This is a genomic window from Salmonella sp. SAL04213 (assembly GCF_046550535.1).
Taxonomy (GTDB): Bacteria; Pseudomonadota; Gammaproteobacteria; order Enterobacterales; family Enterobacteriaceae; genus Salmonella; species Salmonella enterica.
In genome coordinates, this window is record NZ_JBGDXS010000002.1 from 363,165 (window position 1) to 389,439 (window position 26,275).

Genomic DNA, 26,275 nt, shown 5'->3' on the forward strand with positions numbered 1-26,275 from the left:
CTTGAACTATTTTGGAGAAACGGTGCTATACGTAACGATCATTCGACAATCCATCACGGTTTACGCGCAATCAGCACCGCGCGCTGCGGGGCGGGATAGCCTTCCACCGTCTTGCTGCGATCGTTCGGGTCGAGGAAATCGGCCAGCGACTCGGTAACCATCCATTCGGTACGGCGCTGCTCTTCGGTGGTAGTGACGCAAACGTCAGCGATACGCACATCAACAAAGCCGCATTTTTCCAGCCATTTTTTTAATGCCGGCGCGGAAGGAATAAAATAGACGTTACGCATCTGCGCGTAGCGGTCACCCGGCACCAAAACGGTATTTTCGTCGCCGTCGATGACCAGCGTTTCCAGTACCAGTTCACCCTCGTTGACCAACTGATCTTTTAACTGCCACAGATGTTCCAGCGGCGAGCGACGGTGATAAAGCACCCCCATCGAGAAGACGGTATCAAATGCTTTCAGCGCCGGGAGTTGTTCAATGCCCAACGGCAGCAGATGCGCGCGCTGATCGTTACCCAACAGTTTACGCACCGCCTCAAACTGGCAGAGGAAAAGCTGTGTAGGATCGATGCCGACCGCCAGATGTGCGCCTGCGCCAATCATCCGCCACAGGTGATAGCCGCTGCCGCAGCCGACATCAAGGATCGTCCGGCCGGTTAAATCTGACAGATGCGGCAGTACGCGATCCCACTTCCAGTCTGAGCGCCATTCGGTATCAATATCTACGCCATAAAGCGAGAACGGGCCTTTACGCCACGGCATCAGATTACGCAGCAACGTATCAATACGCTTTAGCTGACCTTCGCTGAGCGGCGTTTCGCTTTCCGCCGTGACGCTGTGCAGTAAATCCAGCCGCCAGGGCGTAATTTCCGGTAAAAATTCTACCGCGTTCGACCACTGTTTAAACAAGCCATGCTGCTGCTCGCGTTGCCAGGCGGCAATCTGCGCGGGCAATGTTTCCAGCCAGTGGGAGAGATGATTTTTAGCAATGAGCTGATAAAAATTACCAAACTCGATCATGCGGCAACTCCGGCTTTTAACGCGACAAGCGACCCGAAATTAAAGCACTGGAACCACAGTTCACTGTGTTCGAAACCCGCCTTACGCAGGCGCGCTTTATGTGTTTCCACCGAGTCGGTGAGCATCACGTTTTCCAGCATACTGCGTTTCTGGCTGATCTCCAGTTCGCTGTACCCATTCGCGCGTTTAAAATCGTGGTGCATGTTGAATAACAGCTCGCCCACTTTCGCGTCTTCAAAGCTAAATTTTTCCGACAGTACCAGCGCGCCGCCGGGATTCAACCCCTGGTAAATCTTATCCAGCAATGCCTGGCGTTCGGCAGGTTCAAGGAATTGCAGGGTAAAATTCAGCACCACCATCGAGGCGTTTTCAATAGTGATATCGCGGATATCGCCTTCAACGACTTCAACCGGCGTAGGCGCTTTATACGCATCAATATGACGGCGGCAGCGTTCAATCATGGCCGGGGAGTTATCGACGGCGATAATGCGACAATGCTCATGGCGGATATTACGCCGAACAGACAGCGTCGCGGCGCCCAGCGAGCAGCCCAGATCGTAGACCTGCGTGTTCGGCTGCACAAAGCGTTCAGCTAACATGCCGATCATGGAGATGATGTTGGAGTAGCCTGGTACCGAACGCTGAATCATGTCGGGGAAAACTTCGGCTACTCGTTCATCAAAAGTCCAGTCGCCGAGACGGGCGATAGGCGCAGAAAAAAGCGTGTCGCGGTGAGACATAACGTATACATCCGGGAAAAATAAAGGCGCATATTGTGCGCTAATACAGGGAGAAAACCAACTCCCAGGGCATATACCACAGGTTTGCCAGCACCATCAGCAACAATGCGCACCAGGTCGCGCTCATCCCCGCCCGCCGCCAGCGGAACAGGCGGTGGTGAAAACCGTAATAATGCATCAGCCGACCGGCGATTAAAATGATGCCGCAGATATGCACCATCCACGTTTCGGCGCCGTTCATTTCCATAAACAGCAGCAGCACCAGCGCGACAGGAATATATTCCACCGCGTTGCCATGAATACGGATGGCGCTTTGTAATTCGCTAAAACCGCCGTCGCCATAGGCGACACGGTACTGCATTCGCAAGCGAACGACATTAAAAGAGAACTTCATTAATAATAACGCACCCAAAACGGCATACAGCGCGCTTACCATACAAACTCCCTTTTAAAATGGCTGATGGCACTGTCTATGATAGGGGGCATTTTCAGAAAAGAGAAGATTGCTGTGGAATGGACGGAGCAGTGCCGATTTCCGGTAAGACGCTGCGTAAATCATGCCAAAGCGTATTCACCAGTTCCGGCGCCTGCGCGATATCCGGAGTATGTAAAAACAGAAAAGGCGTGGTGGTCTGCCGCCACTGCGGGAGTTTCTGCAACCAGGCGGCGAAAAATTCACGGTTTTGCGCCATATTATCGCTACCGATAAAACGCACCATTGGATGGCTGGCCGTCACGACCGCATGTACCGGAACTTTGGGTTTTTTTCGCTGCGCGTCGCGGACGGCCTCGCTGTGGGGATGGGCGGCATGTACCGGACGACTATCCAGGATCACGCGGTTTACGCCGCGCGCGTGTAACCCGCGATTGAGCCGCTGTTCATCCTCACCTTTGTCAAAAAAACACGGATGACGAACTTCTACGCCATAGGTAAACGTGGCGGGGAGCGCATCAAGAAACTGCCATAAGGCGGGGAGATCGCGCGGTCCAAAGGCGGCGGGCAACTGTAGCCAGTATTGGCCAATACGTGTTTCCAGCGGCGCCAGGCGGGTAAAAAACGCCTGTACCAGATCGTCGCAATGGCGCAGAGCGGCCTGGTGAGAAATGGTGGCGGGAAATTTAAAGCAAAAACGGAAATCGTCCGTAGTTTGCGCATACCAGCGATCGACAATTTCCGCTTTCGGCAGCGCGTAAAGCGTGGTGTTGCCCTCCACGCAATTAAAGTGGCGGGCATACTCTTCCAGACTGGTGATGCCGAGCCGCGCCCATTTCGGGTGCGACCATTGCGGCAAGCCAATGTAGATCATAAGGCGTTTAAAATATCCTCTACGCTGCGTACCCGGCCAATGCGCGGGAAAATATGCGTCATACTGCTCTGATGCTGCTCACTGCTGGCGGCGCTACAGGCATCTTCGGCAATAATAAGGTTAAATCCTAACTCCCAGGCGTTACGCGCTGTGGATTCGACGCCGATATTGGTTGAGATCCCGCACAATATGATGGTGTCGATACTCCGGCGGCGAAGCTGTAATTCCAGGTCGGTGCCGTAAAACGCGCCCCACTGGCGTTTAGTCACTACCAGATCGCTGTCCTTTTTACCCAATGCCGTAGGCCAGGTCCACCAGTTTTCCGGCAACGCGTGCGCAGGCGTTGCGGCATCCACCTGCTGTTTTAACGCTTCGGCATAATCATCAGACCATCCGACGCGTACCATAACCACGGGCGAGCCGTTGGCGCGACACTTTTCCGCCAGCCGCGCGGCGCGGGCGACCACCTCATTTGCCGTATACGGGCCGCCGGCAAACGGAAGAATTCCTTCCTGTAAATCAATAACCACCAGGGCGGTTGTGGTCGCGTTGAGTTTCAGCATGATAATCACTCTCCTAAAAATAGCGGATTTCACTACACCTTAAGCGCGATTAAAGGGGAAAGCGGCGACAAATATTGTTAATTTTTGTGAGCATACGCAATACCCGCGTGAAAAAGCCGGGTACAGTCAGTATGAACCAGGCGTCGATCCCGCATGAAACGGGCAAGTTATCGCTCCCATGCTGGATTGACTCTTATCGTGCGGCAGAATTTCCAGTATAATAGCCGCCTTTTTTCATCCAGTTGTGACATACAGCTAAAGCTGCGACTTCGTCGCCTGCATGGCAGGCAACAATCCGCCTGCGGCTAAGTTAAGGGATATCTCATGCGTACAGAATATTGCGGACAGCTACGTCTGTCCCACGTGGGGCAGCAGGTGACTCTGTGTGGTTGGGTCAACCGTCGTCGTGATCTTGGCAGCCTGATCTTTATCGATATGCGCGACCGCGAAGGTATTGTGCAGGTGTTCTTCGATCCGGATCGTGCGGACGCGTTAAAGCTGGCCTCTGAACTGCGTAATGAGTTCTGCATTCAGGTTACGGGCACCGTGCGTGCGCGTGACGCGAAAAACGTCAATGCGGATATGGCGACCGGCGAAATTGAAGTGCTGGCGTCCTCTCTCACTATCATCAACCGCGCAGACTCACTGCCGCTTGACGCTAACCACGTTAATACCGAAGAGGCGCGTCTCAAGTACCGCTATCTGGATTTGCGTCGTCCGGAAATGGCGCAGCGCCTGAAAACCCGCGCCAAAATTACCAGCCTGGTGCGTCGTTTTATGGACGATCACGGTTTCCTTGATATTGAAACGCCGATGCTGACCAAAGCGACCCCGGAAGGCGCGCGCGATTACCTGGTACCGTCCCGCGTGCACAAAGGTAAATTCTACGCGCTGCCGCAGTCGCCGCAGCTGTTCAAACAGCTCCTGATGATGTCCGGTTTCGACCGTTACTATCAGATAGTCAAATGCTTCCGTGATGAAGACTTACGTGCTGACCGTCAGCCGGAGTTTACTCAGATCGACGTCGAGACCTCCTTCATGACTGCGCCACAGGTGCGCGAAGTGATGGAAGCGCTGGTGCGCCATTTATGGCTGGAAGTGAAAGGCGTGGATCTGGGGGATTTCCCGGTCATGACGTTTGCCGAAGCGGAACGTCGCTACGGTTCCGACAAGCCAGACCTGCGTAACCCGATGGAACTGGTAGATGTCGCTGACCTGCTGAAATCGGTAGAGTTCGCGGTCTTCGCGGGCCCGGCTAACGATCCGAAAGGCCGCGTGGCAGCGCTGCGTGTGCCTGGCGGCGCACAGCTTAGCCGTAAGCAGATCGACGATTATGGTAACTTTGTTAAGATCTACGGCGCGAAAGGCCTGGCGTATATCAAAGTTAACGAGCGCGCGAAAGGTCTGGACGGGATTAACAGTCCGGTGGCCAAGTTCCTGACCGCCGACATCGTCGACGCTATCCTTGAACGTACCGGCGCGCAGGACGGCGACATGATCTTCTTCGGCGCAGATAACAAAAAAGTGGTTGCTGATGCGCTGGGCGCGCTGCGTCTGAAACTGGGCAAAGACCTGAGCCTGACCGACGAAGACAAATGGGCGCCGCTGTGGGTGATTGACTTCCCGATGTTCGAAGACGACGGCGAAGGCGGTCTGACCGCGATGCACCATCCGTTCACCGCCCCGCGTGACATGACGGCGTCTGAACTGAAAACTGCGCCGGAAGAAGCCGTCGCTAACGCTTACGATATGGTGATTAACGGCTATGAAGTGGGCGGCGGTTCGGTGCGTATTCACAACGGTGAAATGCAGCAAACCGTATTTGGTATTCTCGGTATCAATGAGCAGGAGCAGCGCGAGAAGTTCGGCTTCCTGTTGGATGCGTTGAAATACGGTACGCCGCCGCATGCGGGCCTGGCGTTTGGTCTGGACCGTCTGACCATGCTGTTGACCGGCACCGATAATATTCGTGATGTTATCGCCTTCCCGAAAACGACCGCCGCCGCGTGTCTGATGACCGAAGCGCCGAGTTTCGCCAACCAGGCAGCGTTGACGGAGTTGGGGATTCAGGTTGTAAAGAAAGCCGAGAATAACTGATATGAACAATGTACACGACATCATTCGCGTGATATCGCGGCGGCCCGCAGGGGCGAGTCTCATCCGTCACCCAACAGCCAACAACGAGGTCGCGTGAAGGATAAAGTGTACAAGCGCCCCGTTTCGGTCCTGGTGGTTATTTTCGCGCAGGATACGAAACGGGTGCTAATGTTGCAGCGACGCGATGACCCGGATTTTTGGCAGTCAGTGACTGGCAGCATAGAAGAAGGGGAGACCGCGTTGCAGGCCGCCGTACGTGAAGTCAAAGAGGAGGTCACGATTGATGTTGCGGCAGAGCAACTGACCTTAATCGACTGCCAGCGTACGGTGGAGTTCGAAATTTTTTCACATTTACGTCATCGCTATGCGCCGGGCGTCATGCACAATACAGAATTCTGGTTCTGCCTTGCGTTACCGCATGAGCGGCAGGTGATATTCACTGAACATCTGACGTACCAGTGGCTTGATGCGCCTGACGCGGCGGCGCTTACCAAGTCCTGGAGTAACCGGCAAGCGATTGAAGAGTTTGTCATTAACGTCGCCTGAAAAGGCGCGCTTTTTTTGAGGAAATATTTATGGCAGGTCATAGTAAATGGGCCAACACCAGACATCGTAAAGCTGCGCAGGATGCCAAGCGCGGTAAAATCTTCACTAAAATTATTCGTGAACTGGTAACGGCAGCTAAATTGGGCGGCGGCGATCCGGATGCCAACCCGCGTCTGCGCGCGGCCGTAGATAAAGCGCTGGCCAACAACATGACCCGCGACACTCTGAACCGTGCCATCGCTCGCGGTGTGGGTGGTGATGAAGACTCAAACATGGAAACCATCATCTATGAAGGTTATGGTCCTGGCGGCACGGCCATTATGATTGAGTGTCTGAGTGACAACCGTAACCGTACCGTAGCGGAAGTGCGTCATGCTTTCAGCAAGTGCGGTGGTAATCTGGGTACCGATGGCTCAGTGGCGTACCTGTTCAGTAAGAAAGGGGTCATCTCCTTTGAGAAAGGCGATGAAGACACCATCATGGAAGCTGCTCTGGAAGCTGGCGCGGAAGATGTTGTGACCTATGATGATGGCGCGATTGATGTTTACACTGCCTGGGAAGAGATGGGCAAAGTGCGTGACGCGCTGGAAGCGGCGGGTCTGAAAGCGGACAGCGCCGAAGTGTCCATGATCCCGTCAACCAAAGCGGATATGGATGCGGAAACCGCGCCGAAACTGCTACGTCTGATCGATATGCTGGAAGACTGTGACGATGTTCAGGAAGTCTACCATAACGGTGAGATCTCTGATGAGGTGGCGGCGACCCTGTAATGGTGCTGTTAAACGCCGGCGGGCAGGGGGGATAGCGTGTCGATTATTCTCGGTATTGACCCCGGCTCGCGCATTACCGGTTATGGCGTTATCCGCCAGGTAGGCAGACAACTGACCTATCTGGGCAGCGGATGTATTCGCACCAAAGTCGATGATTTGCCGTCTCGTTTGAAGCTCATATACGCAGGCGTGACGGAAATCATCACGCAGTTCCAGCCGGACTATTTTGCTATCGAACAGGTGTTTATGGCGAAAAATGCCGACTCAGCCCTCAAGCTGGGACAGGCGCGCGGCGTCGCGATTGTCGCCGCGGTCAATCAGGAACTGCCCGTGTTTGAATACGCGGCGCGTCAGGTGAAGCAAACCGTCGTCGGTATTGGTAGCGCGGAGAAAAGCCAGGTTCAGCATATGGTGCGCACGTTGCTGAAGCTCCCCGCTAACCCGCAGGCCGATGCCGCGGATGCGCTGGCTATCGCCATTACGCATTGCCACGTTAGCCAGAACGCGATGCAAATGAGCGAGAGCCGACTCAATCTGGCGCGGGGAAGGTTGCGCTAAATCATTCTCCCTCAGCCTCGCGTTGAGGGGTTTCAATTCCACAGGCGCTAATTAATTCTAAATTGGGATGTTGCCACAGGCTGGCTGGCGTCACCGTCTTACGATCCCACGGGATTGAACCTAAAAACCAGAACTTCCAGAAGGCGAGTTTCGCATCAGGATTGCTGTGAAGTAATTCTTCGAATGTCTCAATATCGCCTACCGGAATACACAATGCTTCTTTATAGATATCAAACACAAATTTCGAGCAGAACTGGCGCGATGACTCGTATTTAAACCCCGTGTGATAAAACTTATTCAGCCGGGCGGGAACCTGTTCCATGATGGCGAGTTTCTGTTCGACCGTCAGACCGCCGCACAGGCGACGAACCGCGTAACGTTGTCCGGCTGAACGTTGTATAAACAGTGACAGCGTGGTGACGGTTGAGAGGGGGACGCGACTTTCCGCCACCAGATAGTCATCACCATTATGACCAATAATAATCCCAACATGGTTGCTCCAGCACTGTGAAGCGGTGGATATCTGGCCGAAAAGCGCGGCACCTATACAGGTAAAGACGATATCCCCGGTTTCATATTGGACAGAATAATGTTTTTTCATCTCTGCATTCCATTATTTGAAATAAATTCCTTTTATTTATTCTACAGGGTAGTTAGCATTATACCAGATAAATGACAAGCTTTAGTGTCATCGAAATATGTATGGTGAATATTTCATTTATTGGAATTAATGTCGCAAATATATTTGGGGGAGAATTAAGGTGGTAAATTTCTCATCATCTGATCTCTCATATTGACAGGGAGTATGACGTGGTTGATGATAAACCAATGAGAATAGGTTGGGTATTTTATTTTCCTTATATTTTTGTTGCTATTATCTTTCATCTGTTTATTAGCTTTTGTTATTGTTTGAGTATTGATATGGCAGAGGCTAATACCGTTGTTTTTTTATTAAAGCCAGGGACGATTTCATTATTATTTTTACTTCTCCCTGCCAGGCGGTTCAGGACCAGACTGTTGGCAACATTGAGTTCAGTTTTCATTACCTTAGTATTTAACCAGTGGCATTTGGTTGCCGGGAATAAAGAACTGGTTTTGTGCCTGCAGGCAGCGTGCTTTATGGCTTTCCTGGCTATGACATCGGTAAAAAAATCCGGGTGGATGATTAGCGCATCATTATTTTTGGTTTGTGCGGCCGGAACGATTCGCCAGTGCTGGCTGGAACAGCTGTTTAACGCTGCCGATATATATATTGTTGATGATGGGCGGAGCTGTGGCGCCAGCGGCCACTGCTTCCAGTATATTGCAGCAAAAGGCCGTGGGTTAGCAGCAAAACGACAGGCATTTTTTAGTAGCGAAGAGTATGTGAATATTTATTATAGTTATTCAGAAGGGATGCCAGCCGTGAATTTCGATGGCATGAAAAATGAGTTTGTACAATATTTATTGTGTCATGGCGAATTAAAATCTGTTGCGCGCGACGATAAAACAACATGCGATTAAATTCAGCGCTAGTGGTTAATATTATTAAATCTATTCTCGGGTCTGTTTTTTTGGAGGCCCGATGTTCCGCTGTTGGCATTCGTACTGGATACATTATTAGTATTATCAGGATACTCATTATTGAAGACTACCGAACGTGCGCCACGGCATGTTGGCAAAAAGTTATTCGCGTAGGACGCAAAAAGTTGTCAATGAGTGTACGACTTATTTTGTACGCAGCGGGGAGCGTACCCGTCGTTAACCATCGCGGGTTGTCGGAGTAGAGAAATATCGGGATACGTGTTTTTCATCTGGATAAACATCCAGTCTTTTTTTATGATAGTGCATTATCTTTTCAGCCCTTTACGCAGGAGCGTCATGTGATAGGCAGACTCAGAGGCATTATTCTCGAAAAACAACCCCCGATCGTGCTGCTGGAGACAGGGGGCGTAGGCTATGAAGTACATATGCCTATGACCTGCTTTTACGAGCTGCCGGAGGCCGGGCAGGAGGCAATCGTCTTCACCCACTTTGTGGTGCGTGAAGATGCGCAGTTGCTGTACGGATTCAACAATAAGCAAGAGCGCACGCTGTTTAAAGAGCTAATTAAAACGAATGGCGTCGGGCCTAAGCTGGCGCTGGCGATTCTCTCCGGCATGTCGGCGCAACAGTTCGTCAATGCGGTTGAGCGCGAAGAGCTTGGCGCACTGGTGAAGCTGCCGGGTATCGGCAAGAAAACCGCCGAAAGGCTGATTGTCGAAATGAAAGACCGCTTTAAAGGGCTACATGGCGATCTCTTTACGCCAGCGGTCGATCTGGTATTGACGTCGCCGGCCAGCCCAACCTCGGAAGATGCAGAACAAGAAGCAGTTGCTGCGCTGGTGGCGCTGGGTTATAAACCGCAAGAAGCCAGTCGGATGGTAAGCAAGATCGCCCGTCCGGATGCAAGCAGTGAAACACTGATTCGCGACGCGTTACGCGCCGCGTTATGAGGTAAAGGATGATAGAAGCAGATCGCCTGATTTCAGCAGGCGCCACGATCGCAGAAGACGTCGCCGATCGCGCCATTCGCCCGAAGTTATTGGCGGAATATGTCGGCCAACCGCAGGTGCGCTCCCAGATGGAGATCTTTATTCAGGCGGCAAAACGGCGTGGCGACGCACTAGATCACTTGCTGATTTTCGGCCCGCCAGGGTTAGGTAAGACGACTCTGGCAAATATCGTTGCCAATGAAATGGGCGTCAATCTCCGAACCACGTCTGGCCCGGTGCTGGAAAAAGCAGGCGATCTGGCGGCTATGCTCACCAATCTTGAACCGCATGATGTGCTGTTTATTGATGAGATTCACCGGCTTTCACCGGTGGTGGAAGAGGTACTCTATCCGGCGATGGAAGATTACCAGTTGGATATTATGATTGGCGAAGGGCCTGCCGCACGTTCAATTAAGATCGATCTGCCGCCGTTTACGCTCATTGGCGCGACGACGCGCGCCGGGTCGTTAACGTCCCCGCTACGTGACCGTTTTGGTATTGTGCAGCGCCTGGAGTTCTACCAGGTGCCCGATCTGCAGCACATCGTCGGGCGCAGCGCAAGGCACATGGGGCTTGAGATGAGCGATGACGGCGCGCTGGAAGTGGCGCGTCGGGCGCGCGGTACGCCGCGTATAGCCAACCGTCTGCTCAGACGTGTGCGTGATTTTGCTGAGGTGAAGCATGACGGGGCTATTTCAGCGGAAATTGCCGCGCAGGCGCTGGATATGCTGAACGTCGATGCGGAAGGATTTGATTATATGGATCGCAAGCTACTGCTGGCGGTTATTGATAAATTCTTCGGTGGTCCGGTGGGACTGGATAACCTGGCGGCGGCGATTGGCGAAGAGCGTGAAACCATTGAGGACGTGCTGGAGCCGTATCTGATTCAGCAAGGCTTTTTGCAGCGCACGCCGCGTGGGCGTATGGCAACGGTGCGCGCCTGGAACCACTTTGGTATTACGCCGCCAGAGATGCCTTAACGCCTGAAGTCGCTGCGCTCATCAGACCTGGGCGATTTTGTAGGCCCGGTAAGCGCAGCGTCACCGGGCAACACACGCTTAGCTTGCCTGCTTTTTCATCATACTGAAGATAAACAGCAGCGCGGCACATAGCACTACGGATGGCCCTGCCGGGGTATCATAAAAGGCTGAGAAGGTCAGTCCACCTGTAACCGCTATCATACCTACACCAACGGCGACGCCCGCCATCTGCTCCGGCGTACGGGCAAAGCGACGCGCGGTTGCGGCGGGGATAATCAGCAGCGACGTAATGATCAGCGCTCCGACAAACTTCATCGCTACGCCAATGGTTAACGCCGTTACCAGCATCAATAGCAGCTTCACGCGCTGTAACTTCACGCCATCGACAAAGGCAAGATCCGGACTGATAGTCATTGACAGCAAGTTGCGCCACTGCCAGAAGAGAATGGCCAGCACAATAACTACCCCAATAGCGATCGAGATAAGATCTTCCGGCGTGACGGCCAGTAAATCGCCAAACAGATAAGCCATTAAATCAACACGGACATTGGACATCAGGCTGACCACGACCAGTCCTAAAGATAAGGCGCTGTGCGCCATAATGCCCAGTAAGGTATCAATCGCGAGGTGAGGGCGTTTCTCCAGCCATACCAGACCGGCGGCCAGCAGCAGCGTAACGGCGATTACCGCATAAAAGGGGTTAACGTCCAGCAACAGGCCAAACGCCACGCCCAGAAGCGACGCGTGAGCCAGCGTATCGCCAAAATAGGACATCCGACGCCAGACCACAAATGAGCCCAAAGGACCAGCGGCGCACGCCAGCATCATCCCGGCCAGCCAGCCGGGCAGTAATAATTCAATCATGAGTGACCATTTCCCCGGCGCAGTACAATACGACCCTGTAAATCGTGGCGATGATTATGATGATGGCGATAAATCCCTAATTGCTCCGCGCCTCGCGGGCCAAACATAGAGATAAATTCCGGATGCATAGACACCACTTCCGGCGCGCCGGAACAGCAAATATGATGGTTCAGACATAACACTTCATCCGTCTTTGCCATGACCAGATGTAGGTCATGCGACACCATCAGCACGGCGCAATCGAGTTCGCGACGCAGCTGATCGATAAGGTCGTATAACGCGACCTGGCCGTTGACATCCACGCCTTGCGTCGGCTCATCAAGTACCAGCAACTGCGGCCTGTTAAGCAGAGCACGCGCCAGCAGTACGCGCTGTGTCTCACCGCCGGAGAGTTTTTGCATGGGCGCGTCAATCAAATGTCCGGCCTGAACGCGTTTAAGCGCCGGGAGAATATCCGTTTTTTGCGTGCCGGGACGTAAACGTAAAAATCGGTTTACCGTCAGCGGAAGCGTGGTATCGAGATAGAGCTTTTGCGGGACATAGCCGATACGGAGTTGCCCGTTGCGCTTGATCACCCCTTCATCAGGGGCTACCAGTCCTAAAACCACGCGTACAAGCGTTGACTTCCCCGCGCCGTTAGGGCCGAGAAGCGTTAAAATTTTTCCGGGGCTCAATTCAAGCGACACGTCAGAGAGGACGCGGCGTTGACCAAATGAGACCGAGACGTTTTCCAGTGAAACTAAACTTGTCATGTTAATTTTAGGCTTGCAGAAGTGATAGAATGTTATAATATCACATTTCACACATTCATTACGATGATTAGTCGCATTATGTTACAGAAAAATACGCTTCTTTTCGCAGCATTATCCGCCGCGCTTTGGGGGAGTGCAACCCAGGCTGCCGACGCCGCCGTTGTCGCTTCGCTTAAACCGCTTGGGTTTATCGCTTCCGCCATTGCTGATGGCGTTACGGATACGCAAGTATTACTTCCGGATGGGGCATCCGAGCATGATTATTCATTGCGTCCATCAGACGTAAAACGCTTACAGGGCGCGGACTTAGTTGTCTGGGTTGGCCCGGAAATGGAAGCCTTTATGGAGAAGTCGGTCAGGAATATTCCTGATAATAAGCAGGTTACCATTGCGCAACTTGCCGATGTGAAACCGTTACTCATGAAGGGCGCGGATGATGATGAGGATGAACATGCGCATACGGGCGCCGATGAGGAAAAAGGTGACGTACATCACCATCACGGCGAATATAACATGCATCTTTGGCTCTCCCCAGAGATAGCGCGGGCTACAGCGGTTGCAATCCATGAAAAATTAGTGGAACTTATGCCGCAAAGTCGAGCCAAACTCGACGCCAACCTGAAGGATTTTGAGGCACAATTAGCCGCAACCGATAAACAGGTCGGTAACGAGCTCGCGCCGCTCAAGGGGAAAGGGTATTTCGTTTTTCATGACGCCTACGGTTACTACGAAAAACACTACGGACTCACCCCGCTCGGTCACTTTACCGTGAACCCTGAGATACAACCTGGCGCGCAGCGTTTACATGAAATAAGAACACAGTTGGTTGAGCAAAAAGCAACCTGCGTTTTTGCTGAGCCACAATTCAGGCCAGCGGTCGTGGAAGCCGTGGCGAGAGGGACATCCGTTCGAATGGGAACACTGGACCCCCTCGGGACGAACATTAAACTGGGTAAAACAAGCTATTCAGCGTTTTTAAGCCAATTAGCCAACCAGTATGCGAGCTGCCTGAAAGGAGATTAACGAGGAAGTGAATACGTGCAACAGATAGCCCGCTCTGTCGCCCTGGCATTTAATAATCTGCCCCGACCCCACCGCGTTATGCTGGGGTCACTTACCGTTCTGACACTGGCCGTCGCCGTATGGCGGCCCTATGTTTACCACCCAGAATCCGCACCAATCGTTAAAACTATTGAACTGGAGAAAAGCGAGATTCGTTCCCTCTTACCGGAGGCCAGCGAACCCATCGATCAGGCCGCGCAGGAAGATGAAGCTATTCCTCAGGATGAGCTGGACGATAAAACCGCAGGCGAAGTCGGCGTCCATGAATACGTCGTCTCCACAGGCGATACGTTAAGCAGCATTCTGAATCAGTACGGCATCGATATGAGCGATATTAGCCGACTTGCCGCTTCTGATAAGGAGCTGCGCAATCTGAAAATTGGCCAACAGCTTTCCTGGACACTGACCGCCGATGGCGATTTACAGCGTCTGACATGGGAAGTCTCCCGCCGTGAAACGCGTACCTACGATCGCACTGCCAACGGTTTTAAAATGAGCAGTGAAATGCAGCAGGGGGACTGGGTTAACAGTCTGCTGAAAGGTACGGTAGGGGGTAGCTTTGTCGCCAGCGCGAAAGAGGCCGGTTTAACCAGCAGCGAAATCAGCGCAGTGATAAAAGCCATGCAGTGGCAGATGGATTTTCGCAAGCTGAAAAAGGGCGATGAATTTTCGGTTCTGATGTCGCGCGAGATGCTGGATGGCAAGCGTGAACAGAGTCAGTTGTTGGGCGTGCGGATGCGTTCCGATGGTAAAGATTACTACGCCATTCGCGCCGCTGACGGTAAATTCTATGACCGTAACGGTGTTGGCCTGGCGAAAGGCTTTTTACGCTTCCCGACCGCAAAACAGTTCCGCATCTCCTCCAACTTCAATCCGCGTCGTCTGAACCCGGTTACCGGACGCGTTGCGCCGCATCGTGGCGTTGACTTTGCGATGCCGCAGGGTACGCCGGTGCTGTCGGTGGGGGATGGCGAGGTCGTGGTCGCTAAACGTAGCGGCGCTGCCGGTTACTACATTGCGATTCGTCATGGACGCACCTACACCACACGTTACATGCACTTGCGTAAGCTGCTGGTGAAACCGGGGCAAAAAGTGAAACGTGGCGATCGTATTGCGCTTTCTGGTAACACCGGGCGTTCCACAGGGCCGCATCTGCATTATGAGGTATGGATAAACCAGCAAGCCGTTAACCCTCTGACAGCGAAATTGCCGCGCACGGAAGGTCTGACGGGGTCAGATCGTCGTGAATACCTGGCACAGGTGAAAGAGGTTCTGCCGCAACTGCGCTTCGATTAACAAATGCGCTGACAGAGCCGGTACGCGATGTGTGCCGGCTTTTTTGTTTTGTGTGCGGCGCAGACGTCGCTACACTATTCACAATTCCTTTTCGCGTCAGCAGACCCTGGAAAAGCATGGAAACCAAAAAAAATAATAGTGAGTATATCCCTGAATTCGAAAAATCCTTTCGCTATCCGCAGTATTGGGGCGCCTGGTTGGGCGCGGCGGCAATGGCGGGGATCGCATTAACACCGGCATCATTCCGTGACCCTTTGCTGGCGACGCTGGGGCGTTTTGCCGGACGGCTGGGGAAGAGTTCTCGTCGCCGGGCGCTAATTAATCTGTCGTTGTGCTTTCCGCAGCGTAGCGAAGCTGAGCGCGAAGCGATTGTCGATGAGATGTTCGCCACCGCGCCGCAGGCAATGGCGATGATGGCTGAGTTGGCGATGCGCGGTCCGAAAAAAATTCAACAGCGTGTTGACTGGGAAGGTCTGGAGATTATCGAGGAGATGCGTCGTAACGACGAAAAAGTCATTTTTCTCGTACCGCATGGCTGGGGCGTCGACATTCCAGCCATGCTGATGGCCTCTCAGGGGCAAAAAATGGCGGCGATGTTTCATAATCAGGGTAATCCGGTTTTTGACTATATCTGGAACACCGTGCGTCGGCGTTTTGGCGGACGTTTGCATGCGCGTAATGACGGGATTAAACCCTTTATTCAGTCTGTTCGTCAGGGCTACTGGGGTTACTACCTGCCGGACCAGGATCACGGCCCGGAGCATAGTGAATTCGTTGATTTCTTTGCGACATACAAAGCGACGCTGCCTGCAATTGGTCGGCTGATGAAAGTGTGCCGCGCACGCGTGATACCGCTTTTCCCGGTGTATAATGGTAAAACGCATCGCCTGACTATCCAGATTCGCCCGCCAATGGACGATCTGCTCACGGCTGACGACTACACTATCGCCAGACGGATGAACGAAGAGGTCGAAATTTTTGTCGGCCCGCATCCGGAACAGTACACCTGGATCCTGAAGCTGCTCAAAACCCGCAAGCCAGGCGAGATTCAGCCGTATAAGCGTAAAGATCTTTATCCCATCAAATAAATAAAGCCTCTCGTAAGAGAGGCTTTATGCTGACAAACCCTGTATTACCTGATGAACAGGCGTGGGGGAGTTTTACTCAACGGTCAAAATACGCGTGGTATTGGTTGAGCCGACGGTGCTCATGACATCGCCCTGAGTCACGATAACCAGGTCACCGGAAACCAGATACCCTTTATCGCGCAGCAGATTAACGGCTTCATGCGCCGCGACAACGCCATCAGCCGCGCTATCAAAATGCACCGGCGTTACTCCGCGGTAGAGCGCGGTCAGGTTCAGCGTGCGTTCATGGCGCGACATGGCGAAAATCGGCAGGCCGGAGCTGATACGGGAAGTCATTAGCGCGGTACGACCGGATTCCGTCATGGTGATGATCGCGGTAACGCCTTTCAGATGGTTTGCCGCATACATCGCAGACATGGCAATGGCTTCTTCAACGTTGTCGAACTGCACGTCGAGACGGTGTTTAGACACATTGATGCTGGGGATTTTTTCTGCGCCCAGACAGACGCGCGCCATTGCGGCAACGGTTTCAGAAGGATACTGACCGGCTGCGGTTTCGGCAGACAGCATAACCGCATCCGTGCCATCCAGGACGGCGTTCGCTACGTCCATCACTTCCGCGCGGGTCGGCATCGGGTTGGTGATCATCGACTCCATCATCTGCGTTGCGGTGATGACTGCACGGTTTAGCTGACGCGCACGGCGAATCAGCGCCTTCTGGATACCAACCAGCTCCGGATCGCCGATTTCAACGCCCAGGTCGCCACGTGCGACCATCACAACGTCAGAGGCCAGAATGATATCGTCCATGGCGTTTTGGTCGCATACCGCTTCGGCGCGTTCGACTTTAGCCACAATTTTCGCGTCGCAGCCGGCGTCGCGTGCCAGGCGGCGTGCATAGTTCAGATCTTCGCCGCAGCGCGGGAAGGATACGGCCAGATAGTCAACGCCTATCAGCGCAGCGGTTTGAATATCGGCTTTGTCTTTTTCGGTCAGCGCTTCAGCAGAAAGCCCGCCGCCGAGCTTGTTAATGCCTTTATTGTTAGACAGCGGGCCGCCGACGGTGACCTCGGTAAAGACTTTCATGCCCTGGACTTCAAGCACTTTCAACTGCACTCGACCATCGTCAAGCAGCAGGATATCGCCAGGAACGACGTCTGCCGGCAACCCTTTGTAATCAATGCCGACTTTTTCTTTATCGCCTTCGCCTTTACCCAGGTTAGCGTCTAACAGAAATTTGTCCCCGATATTGAGGAACACTTTGCCTTCTTTAAAAGTGGAAACGCGAATTTTTGGCCCTTGCAGGTCGCCTAAAATAGCCACATGACGCCCCAGTTTGGCGGCAATCTCACGGACTTTATCAGCACGCATTTTATGATCTTCCGGCGAGCCGTGAGAGAAGTTCATACGTACTACGTTTGCGCCCGCGGCGATAACCTTCTCAAGGTTGTTATCGCGGTCAGTTGCCGGGCCTAACGTGGTAACGATTTTGGTTCTGCGAAGCCTTCTGGACATGTAATACTCCGTTGACTAAAACAACTTGGTGTTGCGTGAACATTGATCCGGTCGTTCTGAAACCTTAACGGTATAAAATGAACGTCCCCGGATGACGAAAAGGGTAGAACATTGTTATTGCTTTTAGCGGTCATCACTCCTGATGAGTAATTCTTTATCAAAACGCGATTCCTTGAGCGCTTCCTTGACACGCTTCAAGTTATCTCTGAATTTCGCCCCGCGACGCAAAGTAAATCCCGTTGCCAGCACATCTATCACGGTCAGCTGAGCAAGTCGAGAGACCATGGGCATATAAATGTCTGTATCTTCCGGTACGTCGAGGGTAATGGCCAGCGTGGCTTCGCGCGCCAGCGGCGTTCCAGCGGAGGTCAGGGCGATCACCATCGCATCGTTTTCCCGCGCCAACTGCGCCAGTTCCACCAGGCTCTTGGTTCTGCCAGTATGCGAAATGAGCACGACGACGTCATCATCGTTACAATTCATACAGCTCATCCGTTGCAGCACGATATCGTCGGAGTAAATCACCGGCACATTGAAGCGAAAAAACTTATTCATGGCGTCATGCGCGACCGCGGCGGAGGAACCAAGACCAAAAAAGGCGATTTTTTTTGCCTGGGTCAGTAAATCGACGGCGCGGTTGACGGCCGATTTATCCAGCGACTGACGAACATGGTCGAGACTGGCCATGGCGGACTCGAAGATTTTTCCTGTATAGGCCTCAACGCTGTCATCTTCATCCACATTGCGATTAACATAGGGGGTGCCATTTGCCAGACTTTGCGCCAGATGCAGTTTAAAATCAGGAAAGCCGCGGGTATTCATGCTGCGACAGAAACGGTTCACCGTTGGCTCGCTAACGTTAGCTTCCTGGGCCAGCATGGCAATGCTTAAGTGAATCGATCTGCCTGGGGCGGCCAGAATAACATCGGCGACTTTTCGTTCAGATTTGCTTAAATGTTCCAGTTGAGACTGGACTTTTTCCAGCATATTCATGATTAGCAAGGCTCATGGGTATTAGCGATTTCAATGATGCGCGAAACCGAGCGCGTTTTGTTAGATATTACTCCTGGAGGCTGTCAAAGGGGGCAAAATGGCTAAAAAAGGTGTCGTTTTTTTTCATTACATGACCGACGTCGGATTTTAAGTTCCAGCTTGTGTGGAAAAGCGACAATTTTATTAGGCGTTTTGCCGATTATATTGCCAATCAAACGCCGGTTCACCTATGAAAAGGCGTTTACGGTTTCCGTAATCTCGTAAAAGCAGTACAGTGCTGTGTAATAAAATTACAACGATATCCTGGCTAAAGTACCAGGAGATTAACTGAGGAGAATGACATGGCGGTAACGCAAACAGCCCAGGCATGTGACCTGGTCATTTTCGGCGCGAAAGGCGACCTGGCGCGCCGGAAACTGCTGCCTTCCCTGTATCAGCTTGAGAAAGCCGGCCAGATCCATCCGGATACCCGGATCATTGGGGTGGGGCGCGCGGACTGGGATAAAGAAGCTTATACCCACGTCGTGCGTGAGGCGCTGGAAACCTTCATGAAGGAAAAAATTGATGAAGGCTTGTGGGATACGCTGAGCGGCCGTCTGGATTTTTGTAATCTTGACGTTAACGATACGCCTGCGTTCAGTCGCCTGGGCGATATGCTGGATCAAAAAAACCGTACCACCATTAACTATTTTGCGATGCCGCCCAGCACGTTTGGCGCTATTTGCAAAGGGTTAGGGGAGGCTAAACTCAACGCCAAACCGGCGCGTGTCGTGATGGAGAAACCGTTGGGTACTTCGTTGGCGACCTCGCGTGAGATTAACGATCGGGTCGGCGAATACTTTGAAGAGTGCCAGGTGTATCGTATCGACCACTATCTGGGCAAAGAAACGGTTCTCAACCTGCTGGCTCTGCGTTTTGCCAACTCGTTATTCGTTAATAACTGGGATAACCGCACTATCGATCACGTTGAGATTACCGTAGCGGAAGAGGTGGGGATTGAAGGGCGCTGGGGATACTTTGACCAGGCCGGTCAGATGCGCGATATGATCCAGAACCACTTGCTGCAAATTCTCTGCATGATTGCCATGTCACCGCCGTCTGACCTGAGCGCCGACAGTATTCGCGATGAAAAAGTCAAAGTGTTGAAATCGCTGCGCCGTATTGATCGCTCCAACGTGCGTGAAAAAACGGTTCGTGGTCAATACACCGCGGGCTTTGCGCAGGGGCAAAAGGTGCCGGGCTATCTGGAAGAAGAGGGCGCGAATAAAAGCAGCAACACCGAAACTTTCGTCGCGATCCGCGTCGACATCGATAACTGGCGTTGGGCGGGCGTGCCATTCTATCTGCGCACCGGCAAGCGTCTGCCAACCAAGTGCTCTGAAGTCGTGGTTTATTTCAAGACGCCTGAACTGAACCTCTTTAAAGAGTCCTGGCAAGACCTGCCGCAGAACAAATTGACGATTCGCCTGCAGCCGGATGAAGGCGTGGATATTCAGGTGCTTAACAAAGTACCGGGGCTGGATCATAAGCATAATCTGCAGATCACGAAGCTTGATCTGAGCTACTCCGAGACCTTTAATCAGACGCACCTGGCGGATGCATATGAGCGCCTGCTGCTGGAAACGATGCGTGGCATTCAGGCGCTGTTTGTCCGCCGTGACGAAGTGGAAGAAGCCTGGAAGTGGGTGGACTCCATTACCGAAGCATGGGCGATGGACAACGACGCGCCGAAGCCGTATCAGGCGGGCACCTGGGGACCGGTAGCGTCCGTGGCGATGATTACCCGTGACGGTCGTTCGTGGAATGAGTTTGAGTAAATTTGCCACTCACTCTTAGGTGGTATTTTACCGGTAACATGATCTAACACAGATTGTAGAATCATTTTTGCACTTTTAAGCCTCGTGTGGATTCACCTGCGAGGCTTTTTTTATTACACTGCCTGAAACGATTTTGCCCCATTATCCCCGGACATCATGTATTTCACTGTCTTTCCACATTGATGAAACGCATGGTAAACCCGGTAGCCGGACAGATAAATTTCAGGAGCCTCTATGAATCCTAATTTGTTACGCGTAACACAGCGCATTGTCGAACGCTCGCAGCAGACCCGAAAAGCCTATCTTGCCCGCATTGAGCAGGCGAAAACCGCCACGGTCCACCGATCTCAACTGGCCTGCGGCAACCTGGCGCATGGCTTCGCCGCCTGTCAGCCAGAGGACAAAGCCTCGCTGAAAAGTATGTTGCGCAATAATATCGCCATCATTACCTCCTACAATGACATGCTCTCTGCGCATCAACCGTATGAACATTATCCGCAGATTATTCGTCAGGCCCTGCATTCCGTGAATGCGGTAGGTCAGGTCGCAGGCGGCGTACCGGCAATGTGCGATGGCGTTACGCAAGGGCAGGATGGCATGGAGTTGTCATTACTCAGCCGCGAAGTGATAGCGATGTCGGCAGCAGTAGGCCTTTCTCACAATATGTTTGACGGCGCGTTATTCCTCGGCGTATGCGACAAAATTGTTCCGGGGCTGGCGATGGCCGCGCTCTCTTTTGGTCATTTACCCGCGATTTTTGTTCCGTCAGGCCCGATGGCGAGCGGCCTGCCGAATAAAGAAAAAGTCCGTATTCGTCAGCTATATGCGGAAGGAAAAGTAGACAGAATGGCGCTGCTGGAGTCGGAAGCCGCCTCTTACCATGCGCCGGGCACCTGTACATTTTACGGCACCGCCAACACCAACCAGATGGTGGTGGAGTTTATGGGAATGCAGTTGCCGGGTTCCTCGTTTGTGCATCCGGATGCGCCGCTGCGCGAGGCATTGACTGCCGCTGCCGCACGTCAGGTAACACGTCTTACCGGCAACGGCAATACGTGGATGCCGCTCGGTAAAATGATCGACGAAAAAGTCGTGGTGAACGGCATTGTCGCGCTGCTGGCTACCGGCGGTTCCACCAACCACACCATGCATCTGGTTGCAATGGCGCGCGCGGCGGGCATTCTGATCAACTGGGATGACTTCTCGGATTTGTCGGAAGTGGTTCCGTTGATGGCGCGTCTGTACCCGAACGGTCCGGCGGACATTAACCACTTCCAGGCGGCGGGCGGCGTACCGGTATTGATGCGTGAGCTGCTCAATGCCGGATTGCTGCACGAAGACGTTAATACTGTCGCAGGCTTCGGCCTGAAACGCTATACGCTGGAGCCCTGGCTCAACAACGGCGAGCTGGACTGGCGTGAAGGCGCGGAAAGGTCACTGGATAACGATGTCATTGCCTCTTTTGATAAGCCGTTCTCTCCTCACGGCGGTACTAAGGTGCTAAGCGGTAATCTGGGGCGCGCAGTAATGAAGACGTCTGCGGTACCGGTTGAAAACCAGATCATTGAAGCGCCTGCCATGGTATTTGAAAGTCAGCATGATGTGCTGCCTGCGTTTGACGCGGGCCTGCTTGACCGGGATTGTGTCGTTGTCGTGCGTCATCAGGGACCAAAAGCGAATGGAATGCCAGAATTACATAAACTCATGCCGCCACTTGGTGTATTATTGGACCGCCGTTTCAAAATCGCGTTAGTTACTGATGGACGACTTTCAGGCGCTTCGGGTAAAGTGCCTTCAGCTATCCACGTAACGCCGGAAGCCTACGATGGCGGTTTACTGGCAAAAGTGCGCGATGGCGACATCATTCGCGTGAATGGGCAGACAGGTGAGTTAACCCTGCTGGTCGACGAGGCGGAACTTGCCGCTCGTCAGCCTCATATTCCGGACCTGAGCGCGTCGCGCGTCGGAACGGGGCGTGAGTTGTTTGGCGCGCTGCGCGAAAAGCTGTCGGGTGCGGAGCAGGGCGCAACCTGTATCACTTTTTAAGATGACACACTAGTAATCAGGCGAGAGAAGAATTCCGATGAAAAACTGGAAAACAAGTGCAGAAGCAATCCTGACCACCGGCCCGGTTGTCCCGGTCATTGTAGTCAATAAACTGGAGCACGCGGTGCCGATGGCTAAAGCGCTGGTGGCCGGGGGCGTTCGCGTTCTGGAAGTGACTTTACGTACGGCCTGCGCGATGGATGCTATTCGCGCTATCGCTAAAGAAGTACCGGAAGCGATTGTCGGCGCCGGAACCGTTCTCAATCCGCAGCAGTTGGCGGAGGTGACGGAAGCGGGCGCGCAGTTTGCGATTAGCCCGGGACTGACTGAGCCACTGCTGAAAGCCGCGACGGCAGGCACTATCCCATTGATTCCCGGTATTAGCACCGTTTCTGAACTGATGTTGGGCATGGACTATGGTCTGAAAGAGTTCAAATTCTTCCCGGCGGAAGCGAATGGCGGCACTAAAGCGTTGCAGGCGATTGCCGGTCCGTTCTCTCAGGTACGTTTCTGCCCAACTGGCGGCATCTCTCCGGCAAACTATCGTGACTATCTGGCGCTGAAAAGCGTGTTGTGCATCGGCGGTTCCTGGCTGGTGCCGGCCGACGCGCTGGAAGCGGGTGATTACGATCGCATCACCAAACTGGCGCGCGAAGCGGTAGAAGGCGCAAAGCAGTAAGCCGTTAAATGCCCGATGGCGCTTGCTTATCGGGCTTACGAGTGGCGATCAGGCAGGTCTGATAAAAATGCGCTAACGTCGCCATCAGGCGATGGCGCATTAGCCTTTTACCGTCACGCGGCTGGCGGCCTTTTTCGCTCTTATCACCGCTTCTTCAACGTTTTCACCTGTCGCTAACGCTACACCAAGACGACGAGTGCCGTCGATCTCAGGCTTACCAAACAGCCGTACCTGCACTCCGGCTCCTACCGCCGCGTGTACATTATCAAACGTCACATTTTGACTGGTAAGCTGCGGCAGAATCACGGCCGAGGCAGCGGGACCATACTGGCGAATAGCGCCTACGGGCATTCCCAGAAAGGCGCGCACATGCAGCGCAAACTCAGAGAGATCCTGAGAAATCAACGTGACCATTCCGGTATCGTGCGGGCGAGGGGAGACTTCGCTGAAAATGACTTCATCGCCACAGACGAAGAGTTCAACGCCGAACAGGCCATGACCGCCTAACGCCAGTACCACATGACGGGCAATCTCTTGCGCCCGCTTCAGCGCCAGTTCGCTCATCTGCTGTGGCTGCCAGGATTCGCGATAGTCACCATCTTGCTGACGATGACCGACCGGCGCGCAGAAATGCACGCCATCGACGGCGCTAACGGTGAGCAGCGTAATTTCAAAATCAAATTTAACCACGCCTTCCACAATCACGCGACCCGCGCCAGCGCGTCCGCCCTGTTGAGCATACTCCCATGCCTGCGCGAGCTGTTCGGCCGAGCGGATAAAGCTCTGGCCTTTGCCGGAAGAGCTCATGACCGGTTTGACGATGCAAGGAAAACCCACTGCGGCTACCGCATCATGAAAACTGGCCTCACTGTCGGCAAAGCGATACGTCGATGTCGGCAGACCTAATTCTTCTGCGGCCAGGCGACGGATCCCTTCGCGGTTCATTGTGAGCTGCGTTGCACGAGCGCAAGGCACAACATTCAGCCCTTCGCCCTCCAGCTCGCGCAGCGTATCGGTGGCGATCGCTTCTATTTCCGGCACGATATAATGCGGTTTTTCCTCTGTAATCACATGACGTAGCGCCTCGCCGTCCAGCATATTAATGACGTGTGAACGGTGAGCCACATGCATGGCGGGAGCATCAGGATAGCGATCGACGGCGATAACCTCGATCCCCAGGCGTTGGCATTCAATCGCCACCTCTTTTCCCAATTCTCCTGCCCCTAATAACATCACCCGCGTTGCTGCCGGACGCAGCGCAGTGCCTAATAGCGTCATATTTCTGTCCCCTTATTTACCTGCGCGCAGTATATACGAAAACGTTTGCGTATGTCTTTTCGAATAGATTGCTTTTCTTGCTGTCTTGCAATATACTGTATATAAACACAGGTAAATAAGGGGCTGCAAAATGGCGGTTGAAGTTAAATACGTAGTCATTCGCGAGGGTGAGGAGAAGATGTCATTTACCAGTAAAAAGGAAGCCGACGCCTGGGACAAAATGCTCGATACTGCCGATCTTCTTGATACCTGGCTTGAGCAGTCGCCAGTCGTGCTGGAAGATGGGCAGCGCGAAGCGTTGTCGCTGTGGCTGGCGGAACATAAAGAGGTGTTAAGCACGATCCTCAAAACCGGTAAGTTGCCTTCTCCGCAGGCGGTTGAAAAGGACGCCGCGAGTAAAACGAAAAAGCAAGCCGCCTGAACCCATACTTGCGCTCCCGGCGTTTTGTACCATGCTTTTCCTGAATCATTGTGCTAAGGAGAAAAGTATGAATAAAAGAGGAGCGTTGTTGAGCCTGCTGTTGTTATCCGCCAGCGTATCGGCATTTGCGGCATCCACCGAGAGTAAATCGGTTAAGTTTCCGCAGTGCGAAGGGCTGGATGCCGCCGGGATTGCGGCAAGCGTCAAGCGCGACTACCAGCAAAATCGTATCGTGCGGTGGGCAGACGACCAAAAAAAGGTCGGGCAGGTTGACCCGGTCGCGTGGGTTAATGTGCAGGACGTTGTAGGTCAAAATGATAAATGGACAGTTCCGCTAACCGTTCGCGGTAAAAGTGCCGATATTCATTATCAGGTTATCGTTGATTGCAAAGCCGGCAAGGCGGAATATAAGCCCCGCTAGCAGCGTAATTTGCGCTTCTTTTGCCGGAACAGACAATTCCTGACATCCCCTCAGGTACGCTTGACCATTATTGGTCTGTATTTGAGGGGTACTATGGCTAACTGGTTGAACCAATTACAATCACTTCTTGGGCAAAAAGGCGCTTCTGCATCGCCTTCCGGTGAACAGGGGTTAAATAAACTGCTGGTTCCCGGCGCGCTGGGCGGTCTGGCTGGACTGTTGGTCGCCAATAAGTCTTCGCGCAAATTATTAACCAAATACGGTACTGGCGCTTTGCTGGTGGGCGGCGGCGCGGTGGCGGGTTCCGTATTGTGGAATAAGTACAAAGATAAAGTACGCGCTGCGCATCAGGGGGAGCCGCAATTCGGCAGCCAAAGTACGCCGCTGGATGTTCGCACTGAGCGACTGATCCTGGCGCTGGTTTTTGCTGCAAAAAGCGATGGGCATATTGATGCCAAAGAACGCGCGGCGATTGAGCACCAACTGCGAGAATCAGGTGTGGAAGAGCAAGGGCGTGTGTTTATCGAGAAAGCTATTGAGCAGCCGCTTGATCCACAACGTCTGGCACAGGGCGTTCGCAATGAAGAAGAAGCCCTGGAAATCTACTTCCTGAGCTGCGCCGCCATTGATATTGACCACTTTATGGAACGTAGCTATCTGAATGCGTTAGGAGACGCGCTAAAAATTCCTCAAGAGGTTCGGGACGGTATCGAGCAGGACTTGCAGCAGCAAAAACAAGCGCTACCAGGCTGATAACCTGCCATTAAGTAACATGTTTCGCTTGCATCATGCGTGTCTTTTGCCACCCTTATAGGATGGATAGTTTACGTCATTCATGTTGCAGGATAGCGGCGAAGCAGTGACATCTCAGGCGCTTACCGAGGTGAGCGACCGGGACTACCATGCTACGCCGCTGTGTTTGCCGCGTGATATATAACAAATAT

27 protein-coding genes are annotated in these 26,275 nt (G+C 53.1%); 16 read left to right on the forward strand and 11 right to left on the reverse strand.

The genetic code is table 11. From position 1 onward, the window contains the following. Positions 1 to 53 precede the first annotated feature (53 nt). Genes cmoB through ACLJPQ_RS06630 form a run of 5 tightly spaced genes read right to left on the reverse strand, consistent with a single transcriptional unit; the run spans position 54 to position 3,635 of the window. A complete protein-coding gene (cmoB, locus tag ACLJPQ_RS06610; RefSeq protein ID WP_000569024.1) occupies positions 54 to 1,025 on the reverse strand; it encodes a tRNA 5-methoxyuridine(34)/uridine 5-oxyacetic acid(34) synthase CmoB in 972 nt (323 codons plus the stop codon). Continuing rightward, complete coding sequence (cmoA, locus tag ACLJPQ_RS06615) at positions 1,022 to 1,765, reverse strand: carboxy-S-adenosyl-L-methionine synthase CmoA (protein ID WP_000019612.1); 744 nt, start codon at positions 1,763 to 1,765, stop codon at positions 1,022 to 1,024. Before cmoA ends, cmoB begins: the two co-directional genes overlap by 4 nt. 40 nt (positions 1,766 to 1,805) lie before the next feature. Beyond that, on the reverse strand, positions 1,806 to 2,201 hold the full coding sequence (locus ACLJPQ_RS06620) for an MAPEG family protein (protein ID WP_000252975.1): 396 nt from the start codon (positions 2,199 to 2,201) through the stop codon (positions 1,806 to 1,808). A gap of 52 nt (positions 2,202 to 2,253) precedes the next feature. Next, positions 2,254 to 3,072 (reverse strand): DUF72 domain-containing protein, encoded by an 819-nt coding sequence (locus ACLJPQ_RS06625; RefSeq protein ID WP_000639226.1) that lies wholly within the window; start codon positions 3,070 to 3,072, stop codon positions 2,254 to 2,256. Continuing rightward, on the reverse strand, positions 3,069 to 3,635 hold the full coding sequence (locus ACLJPQ_RS06630; protein ID WP_080185036.1) for a hydrolase: 567 nt from the start codon (positions 3,633 to 3,635) through the stop codon (positions 3,069 to 3,071). Before ACLJPQ_RS06630 ends, ACLJPQ_RS06625 begins: the two co-directional genes overlap by 4 nt. Before the next feature lie 324 nt (positions 3,636 to 3,959). Here ACLJPQ_RS06630 and aspS point away from each other — a divergent pair, with 324 nt between their 5' ends. The 4 genes from aspS to ruvC all read left to right on the forward strand — a co-directional run bounded on the left by aspS (position 3,960) and on the right by ruvC (position 7,606). Then, positions 3,960 to 5,732: an aspartate--tRNA ligase gene (gene aspS, locus ACLJPQ_RS06635; RefSeq protein ID WP_001258629.1), complete on the forward strand. Its 1,773-nt coding sequence runs from the start codon at positions 3,960 to 3,962 to the stop codon at positions 5,730 to 5,732. A gap of 93 nt (positions 5,733 to 5,825) precedes the next feature. After that, complete coding sequence (gene nudB / locus ACLJPQ_RS06640) at positions 5,826 to 6,278, forward strand: dihydroneopterin triphosphate diphosphatase (protein ID WP_000653693.1); 453 nt, start codon at positions 5,826 to 5,828, stop codon at positions 6,276 to 6,278. Positions 6,279 to 6,307: 29 nt separating this feature from the next. Continuing rightward, entirely contained in the window at positions 6,308 to 7,048 is a 741-nt protein-coding gene (locus ACLJPQ_RS06645; RefSeq protein ID WP_000907242.1) for a YebC/PmpR family DNA-binding transcriptional regulator, read from the forward strand. Between the two features lie 36 nt (positions 7,049 to 7,084). Further along, positions 7,085 to 7,606 (forward strand): crossover junction endodeoxyribonuclease RuvC, encoded by a 522-nt coding sequence (gene ruvC, locus ACLJPQ_RS06650; protein ID WP_000022509.1) that lies wholly within the window; start codon positions 7,085 to 7,087, stop codon positions 7,604 to 7,606. A 1-nt stretch (position 7,607) separates the two neighbouring features. On the opposite strand, the gene ACLJPQ_RS06655 is transcribed toward ruvC, so the two are convergent. Further along, positions 7,608 to 8,207: a YebB family permuted papain-like enzyme gene (locus ACLJPQ_RS06655; RefSeq protein WP_000716750.1), complete on the reverse strand. Its 600-nt coding sequence runs from the start codon at positions 8,205 to 8,207 to the stop codon at positions 7,608 to 7,610. Between the two features lie 209 nt (positions 8,208 to 8,416). Between ACLJPQ_RS06655 and ACLJPQ_RS06660 the strand changes: the two genes are divergently transcribed. From ACLJPQ_RS06660 to ruvB, 3 genes are all read left to right on the forward strand, one after another. Continuing rightward, complete coding sequence (locus ACLJPQ_RS06660) at positions 8,417 to 9,109, forward strand: hypothetical protein (RefSeq protein WP_000227316.1); 693 nt, start codon at positions 8,417 to 8,419, stop codon at positions 9,107 to 9,109. Positions 9,110 to 9,468: 359 nt separating this feature from the next. Then, positions 9,469 to 10,080: a Holliday junction branch migration protein RuvA gene (gene ruvA / locus ACLJPQ_RS06665; protein ID WP_000580335.1), complete on the forward strand. Its 612-nt coding sequence runs from the start codon at positions 9,469 to 9,471 to the stop codon at positions 10,078 to 10,080. Between the two features lie 8 nt (positions 10,081 to 10,088). After that, positions 10,089 to 11,099, forward strand: a complete 1,011-nt coding sequence (ruvB, locus tag ACLJPQ_RS06670) for a Holliday junction branch migration DNA helicase RuvB (protein ID WP_000568508.1) — start codon at positions 10,089 to 10,091, stop codon at positions 11,097 to 11,099. Between the two features lie 78 nt (positions 11,100 to 11,177). On the opposite strand, the gene znuB is transcribed toward ruvB, so the two are convergent. Continuing rightward, positions 11,178 to 11,963: a zinc ABC transporter permease subunit ZnuB gene (znuB, locus tag ACLJPQ_RS06675; RefSeq protein WP_000571508.1), complete on the reverse strand. Its 786-nt coding sequence runs from the start codon at positions 11,961 to 11,963 to the stop codon at positions 11,178 to 11,180. Then, on the reverse strand, positions 11,960 to 12,715 hold the full coding sequence (gene znuC, locus ACLJPQ_RS06680; RefSeq protein WP_000203023.1) for a zinc ABC transporter ATP-binding protein ZnuC: 756 nt from the start codon (positions 12,713 to 12,715) through the stop codon (positions 11,960 to 11,962). The genes znuB and znuC overlap by 4 nt, the downstream gene beginning before the upstream one ends. 78 nt (positions 12,716 to 12,793) lie before the next feature. Here znuC and znuA point away from each other — a divergent pair, with 78 nt between their 5' ends. The 3 genes from znuA (at position 12,794) to lpxM (ending at position 16,161) form a co-directional block, all read left to right on the forward strand. Continuing rightward, positions 12,794 to 13,738 carry a zinc ABC transporter substrate-binding protein ZnuA gene (znuA, locus tag ACLJPQ_RS06685; protein ID WP_000939597.1) on the forward strand — a complete coding sequence of 315 codons (945 nt, stop codon included), beginning with the start codon at positions 12,794 to 12,796 and terminating at the stop codon, positions 13,736 to 13,738. 15 nt (positions 13,739 to 13,753) lie between these two features. Next, complete coding sequence (gene mepM, locus ACLJPQ_RS06690) at positions 13,754 to 15,073, forward strand: murein DD-endopeptidase MepM (RefSeq protein ID WP_001184028.1); 1,320 nt, start codon at positions 13,754 to 13,756, stop codon at positions 15,071 to 15,073. 116 nt (positions 15,074 to 15,189) lie between these two features. Continuing rightward, on the forward strand, positions 15,190 to 16,161 hold the full coding sequence (lpxM, locus tag ACLJPQ_RS06695) for a lauroyl-Kdo(2)-lipid IV(A) myristoyltransferase (protein ID WP_076932888.1): 972 nt from the start codon (positions 15,190 to 15,192) through the stop codon (positions 16,159 to 16,161). A 72-nt stretch (positions 16,162 to 16,233) separates the two neighbouring features. On the opposite strand, the gene pyk is transcribed toward lpxM, so the two are convergent. Together pyk and ACLJPQ_RS06705 are read right to left on the reverse strand one after the other, a co-directional pair. Continuing rightward, entirely contained in the window at positions 16,234 to 17,676 is a 1,443-nt protein-coding gene (gene pyk, locus ACLJPQ_RS06700; protein WP_000091156.1) for a pyruvate kinase, read from the reverse strand. A gap of 123 nt (positions 17,677 to 17,799) precedes the next feature. Then, positions 17,800 to 18,669: a MurR/RpiR family transcriptional regulator gene (locus tag ACLJPQ_RS06705; protein WP_001056719.1), complete on the reverse strand. Its 870-nt coding sequence runs from the start codon at positions 18,667 to 18,669 to the stop codon at positions 17,800 to 17,802. 341 nt (positions 18,670 to 19,010) lie between these two features. On the opposite strand from ACLJPQ_RS06705, the gene zwf reads away from it, so the two are divergent. The 3 genes from zwf (at position 19,011) to kdgA (ending at position 23,211) form a co-directional block, all read left to right on the forward strand. Then, complete coding sequence (gene zwf / locus ACLJPQ_RS06710; protein WP_000301711.1) at positions 19,011 to 20,486, forward strand: glucose-6-phosphate dehydrogenase; 1,476 nt, start codon at positions 19,011 to 19,013, stop codon at positions 20,484 to 20,486. Between the two features lie 234 nt (positions 20,487 to 20,720). After that, positions 20,721 to 22,532, forward strand: a complete 1,812-nt coding sequence (edd, locus tag ACLJPQ_RS06715; RefSeq protein WP_001069124.1) for a phosphogluconate dehydratase — start codon at positions 20,721 to 20,723, stop codon at positions 22,530 to 22,532. A 37-nt stretch (positions 22,533 to 22,569) separates the two neighbouring features. Next, the gene (gene kdgA / locus ACLJPQ_RS06720; protein WP_000800497.1) at positions 22,570 to 23,211 is read left to right on the forward strand and encodes a bifunctional 4-hydroxy-2-oxoglutarate aldolase/2-dehydro-3-deoxy-phosphogluconate aldolase; all 642 of its coding nucleotides are present in this window, start codon (positions 22,570 to 22,572) and stop codon (positions 23,209 to 23,211) included. Between the two features lie 99 nt (positions 23,212 to 23,310). Here the strand turns inward: kdgA and purT are convergent, their stop codons facing one another. Then, complete coding sequence (purT, locus tag ACLJPQ_RS06725; RefSeq protein ID WP_000173430.1) at positions 23,311 to 24,489, reverse strand: formate-dependent phosphoribosylglycinamide formyltransferase; 1,179 nt, start codon at positions 24,487 to 24,489, stop codon at positions 23,311 to 23,313. A 130-nt stretch (positions 24,490 to 24,619) separates the two neighbouring features. Here purT and yebG point away from each other — a divergent pair, with 130 nt between their 5' ends. The 3 genes from yebG to ACLJPQ_RS06740 all read left to right on the forward strand — a co-directional run bounded on the left by yebG (position 24,620) and on the right by ACLJPQ_RS06740 (position 26,084). After that, complete coding sequence (gene yebG / locus ACLJPQ_RS06730) at positions 24,620 to 24,910, forward strand: DNA damage-inducible protein YebG (RefSeq protein WP_000257723.1); 291 nt, start codon at positions 24,620 to 24,622, stop codon at positions 24,908 to 24,910. A gap of 67 nt (positions 24,911 to 24,977) precedes the next feature. Further along, positions 24,978 to 25,331 carry a protein YebF gene (gene yebF, locus ACLJPQ_RS06735; protein ID WP_080185035.1) on the forward strand — a complete coding sequence of 118 codons (354 nt, stop codon included), beginning with the start codon at positions 24,978 to 24,980 and terminating at the stop codon, positions 25,329 to 25,331. A gap of 93 nt (positions 25,332 to 25,424) precedes the next feature. Further along, positions 25,425 to 26,084, forward strand: a complete 660-nt coding sequence (locus ACLJPQ_RS06740) for a tellurite resistance TerB family protein (RefSeq protein WP_000024707.1) — start codon at positions 25,425 to 25,427, stop codon at positions 26,082 to 26,084. Positions 26,085 to 26,275 lie beyond the last annotated feature (191 nt).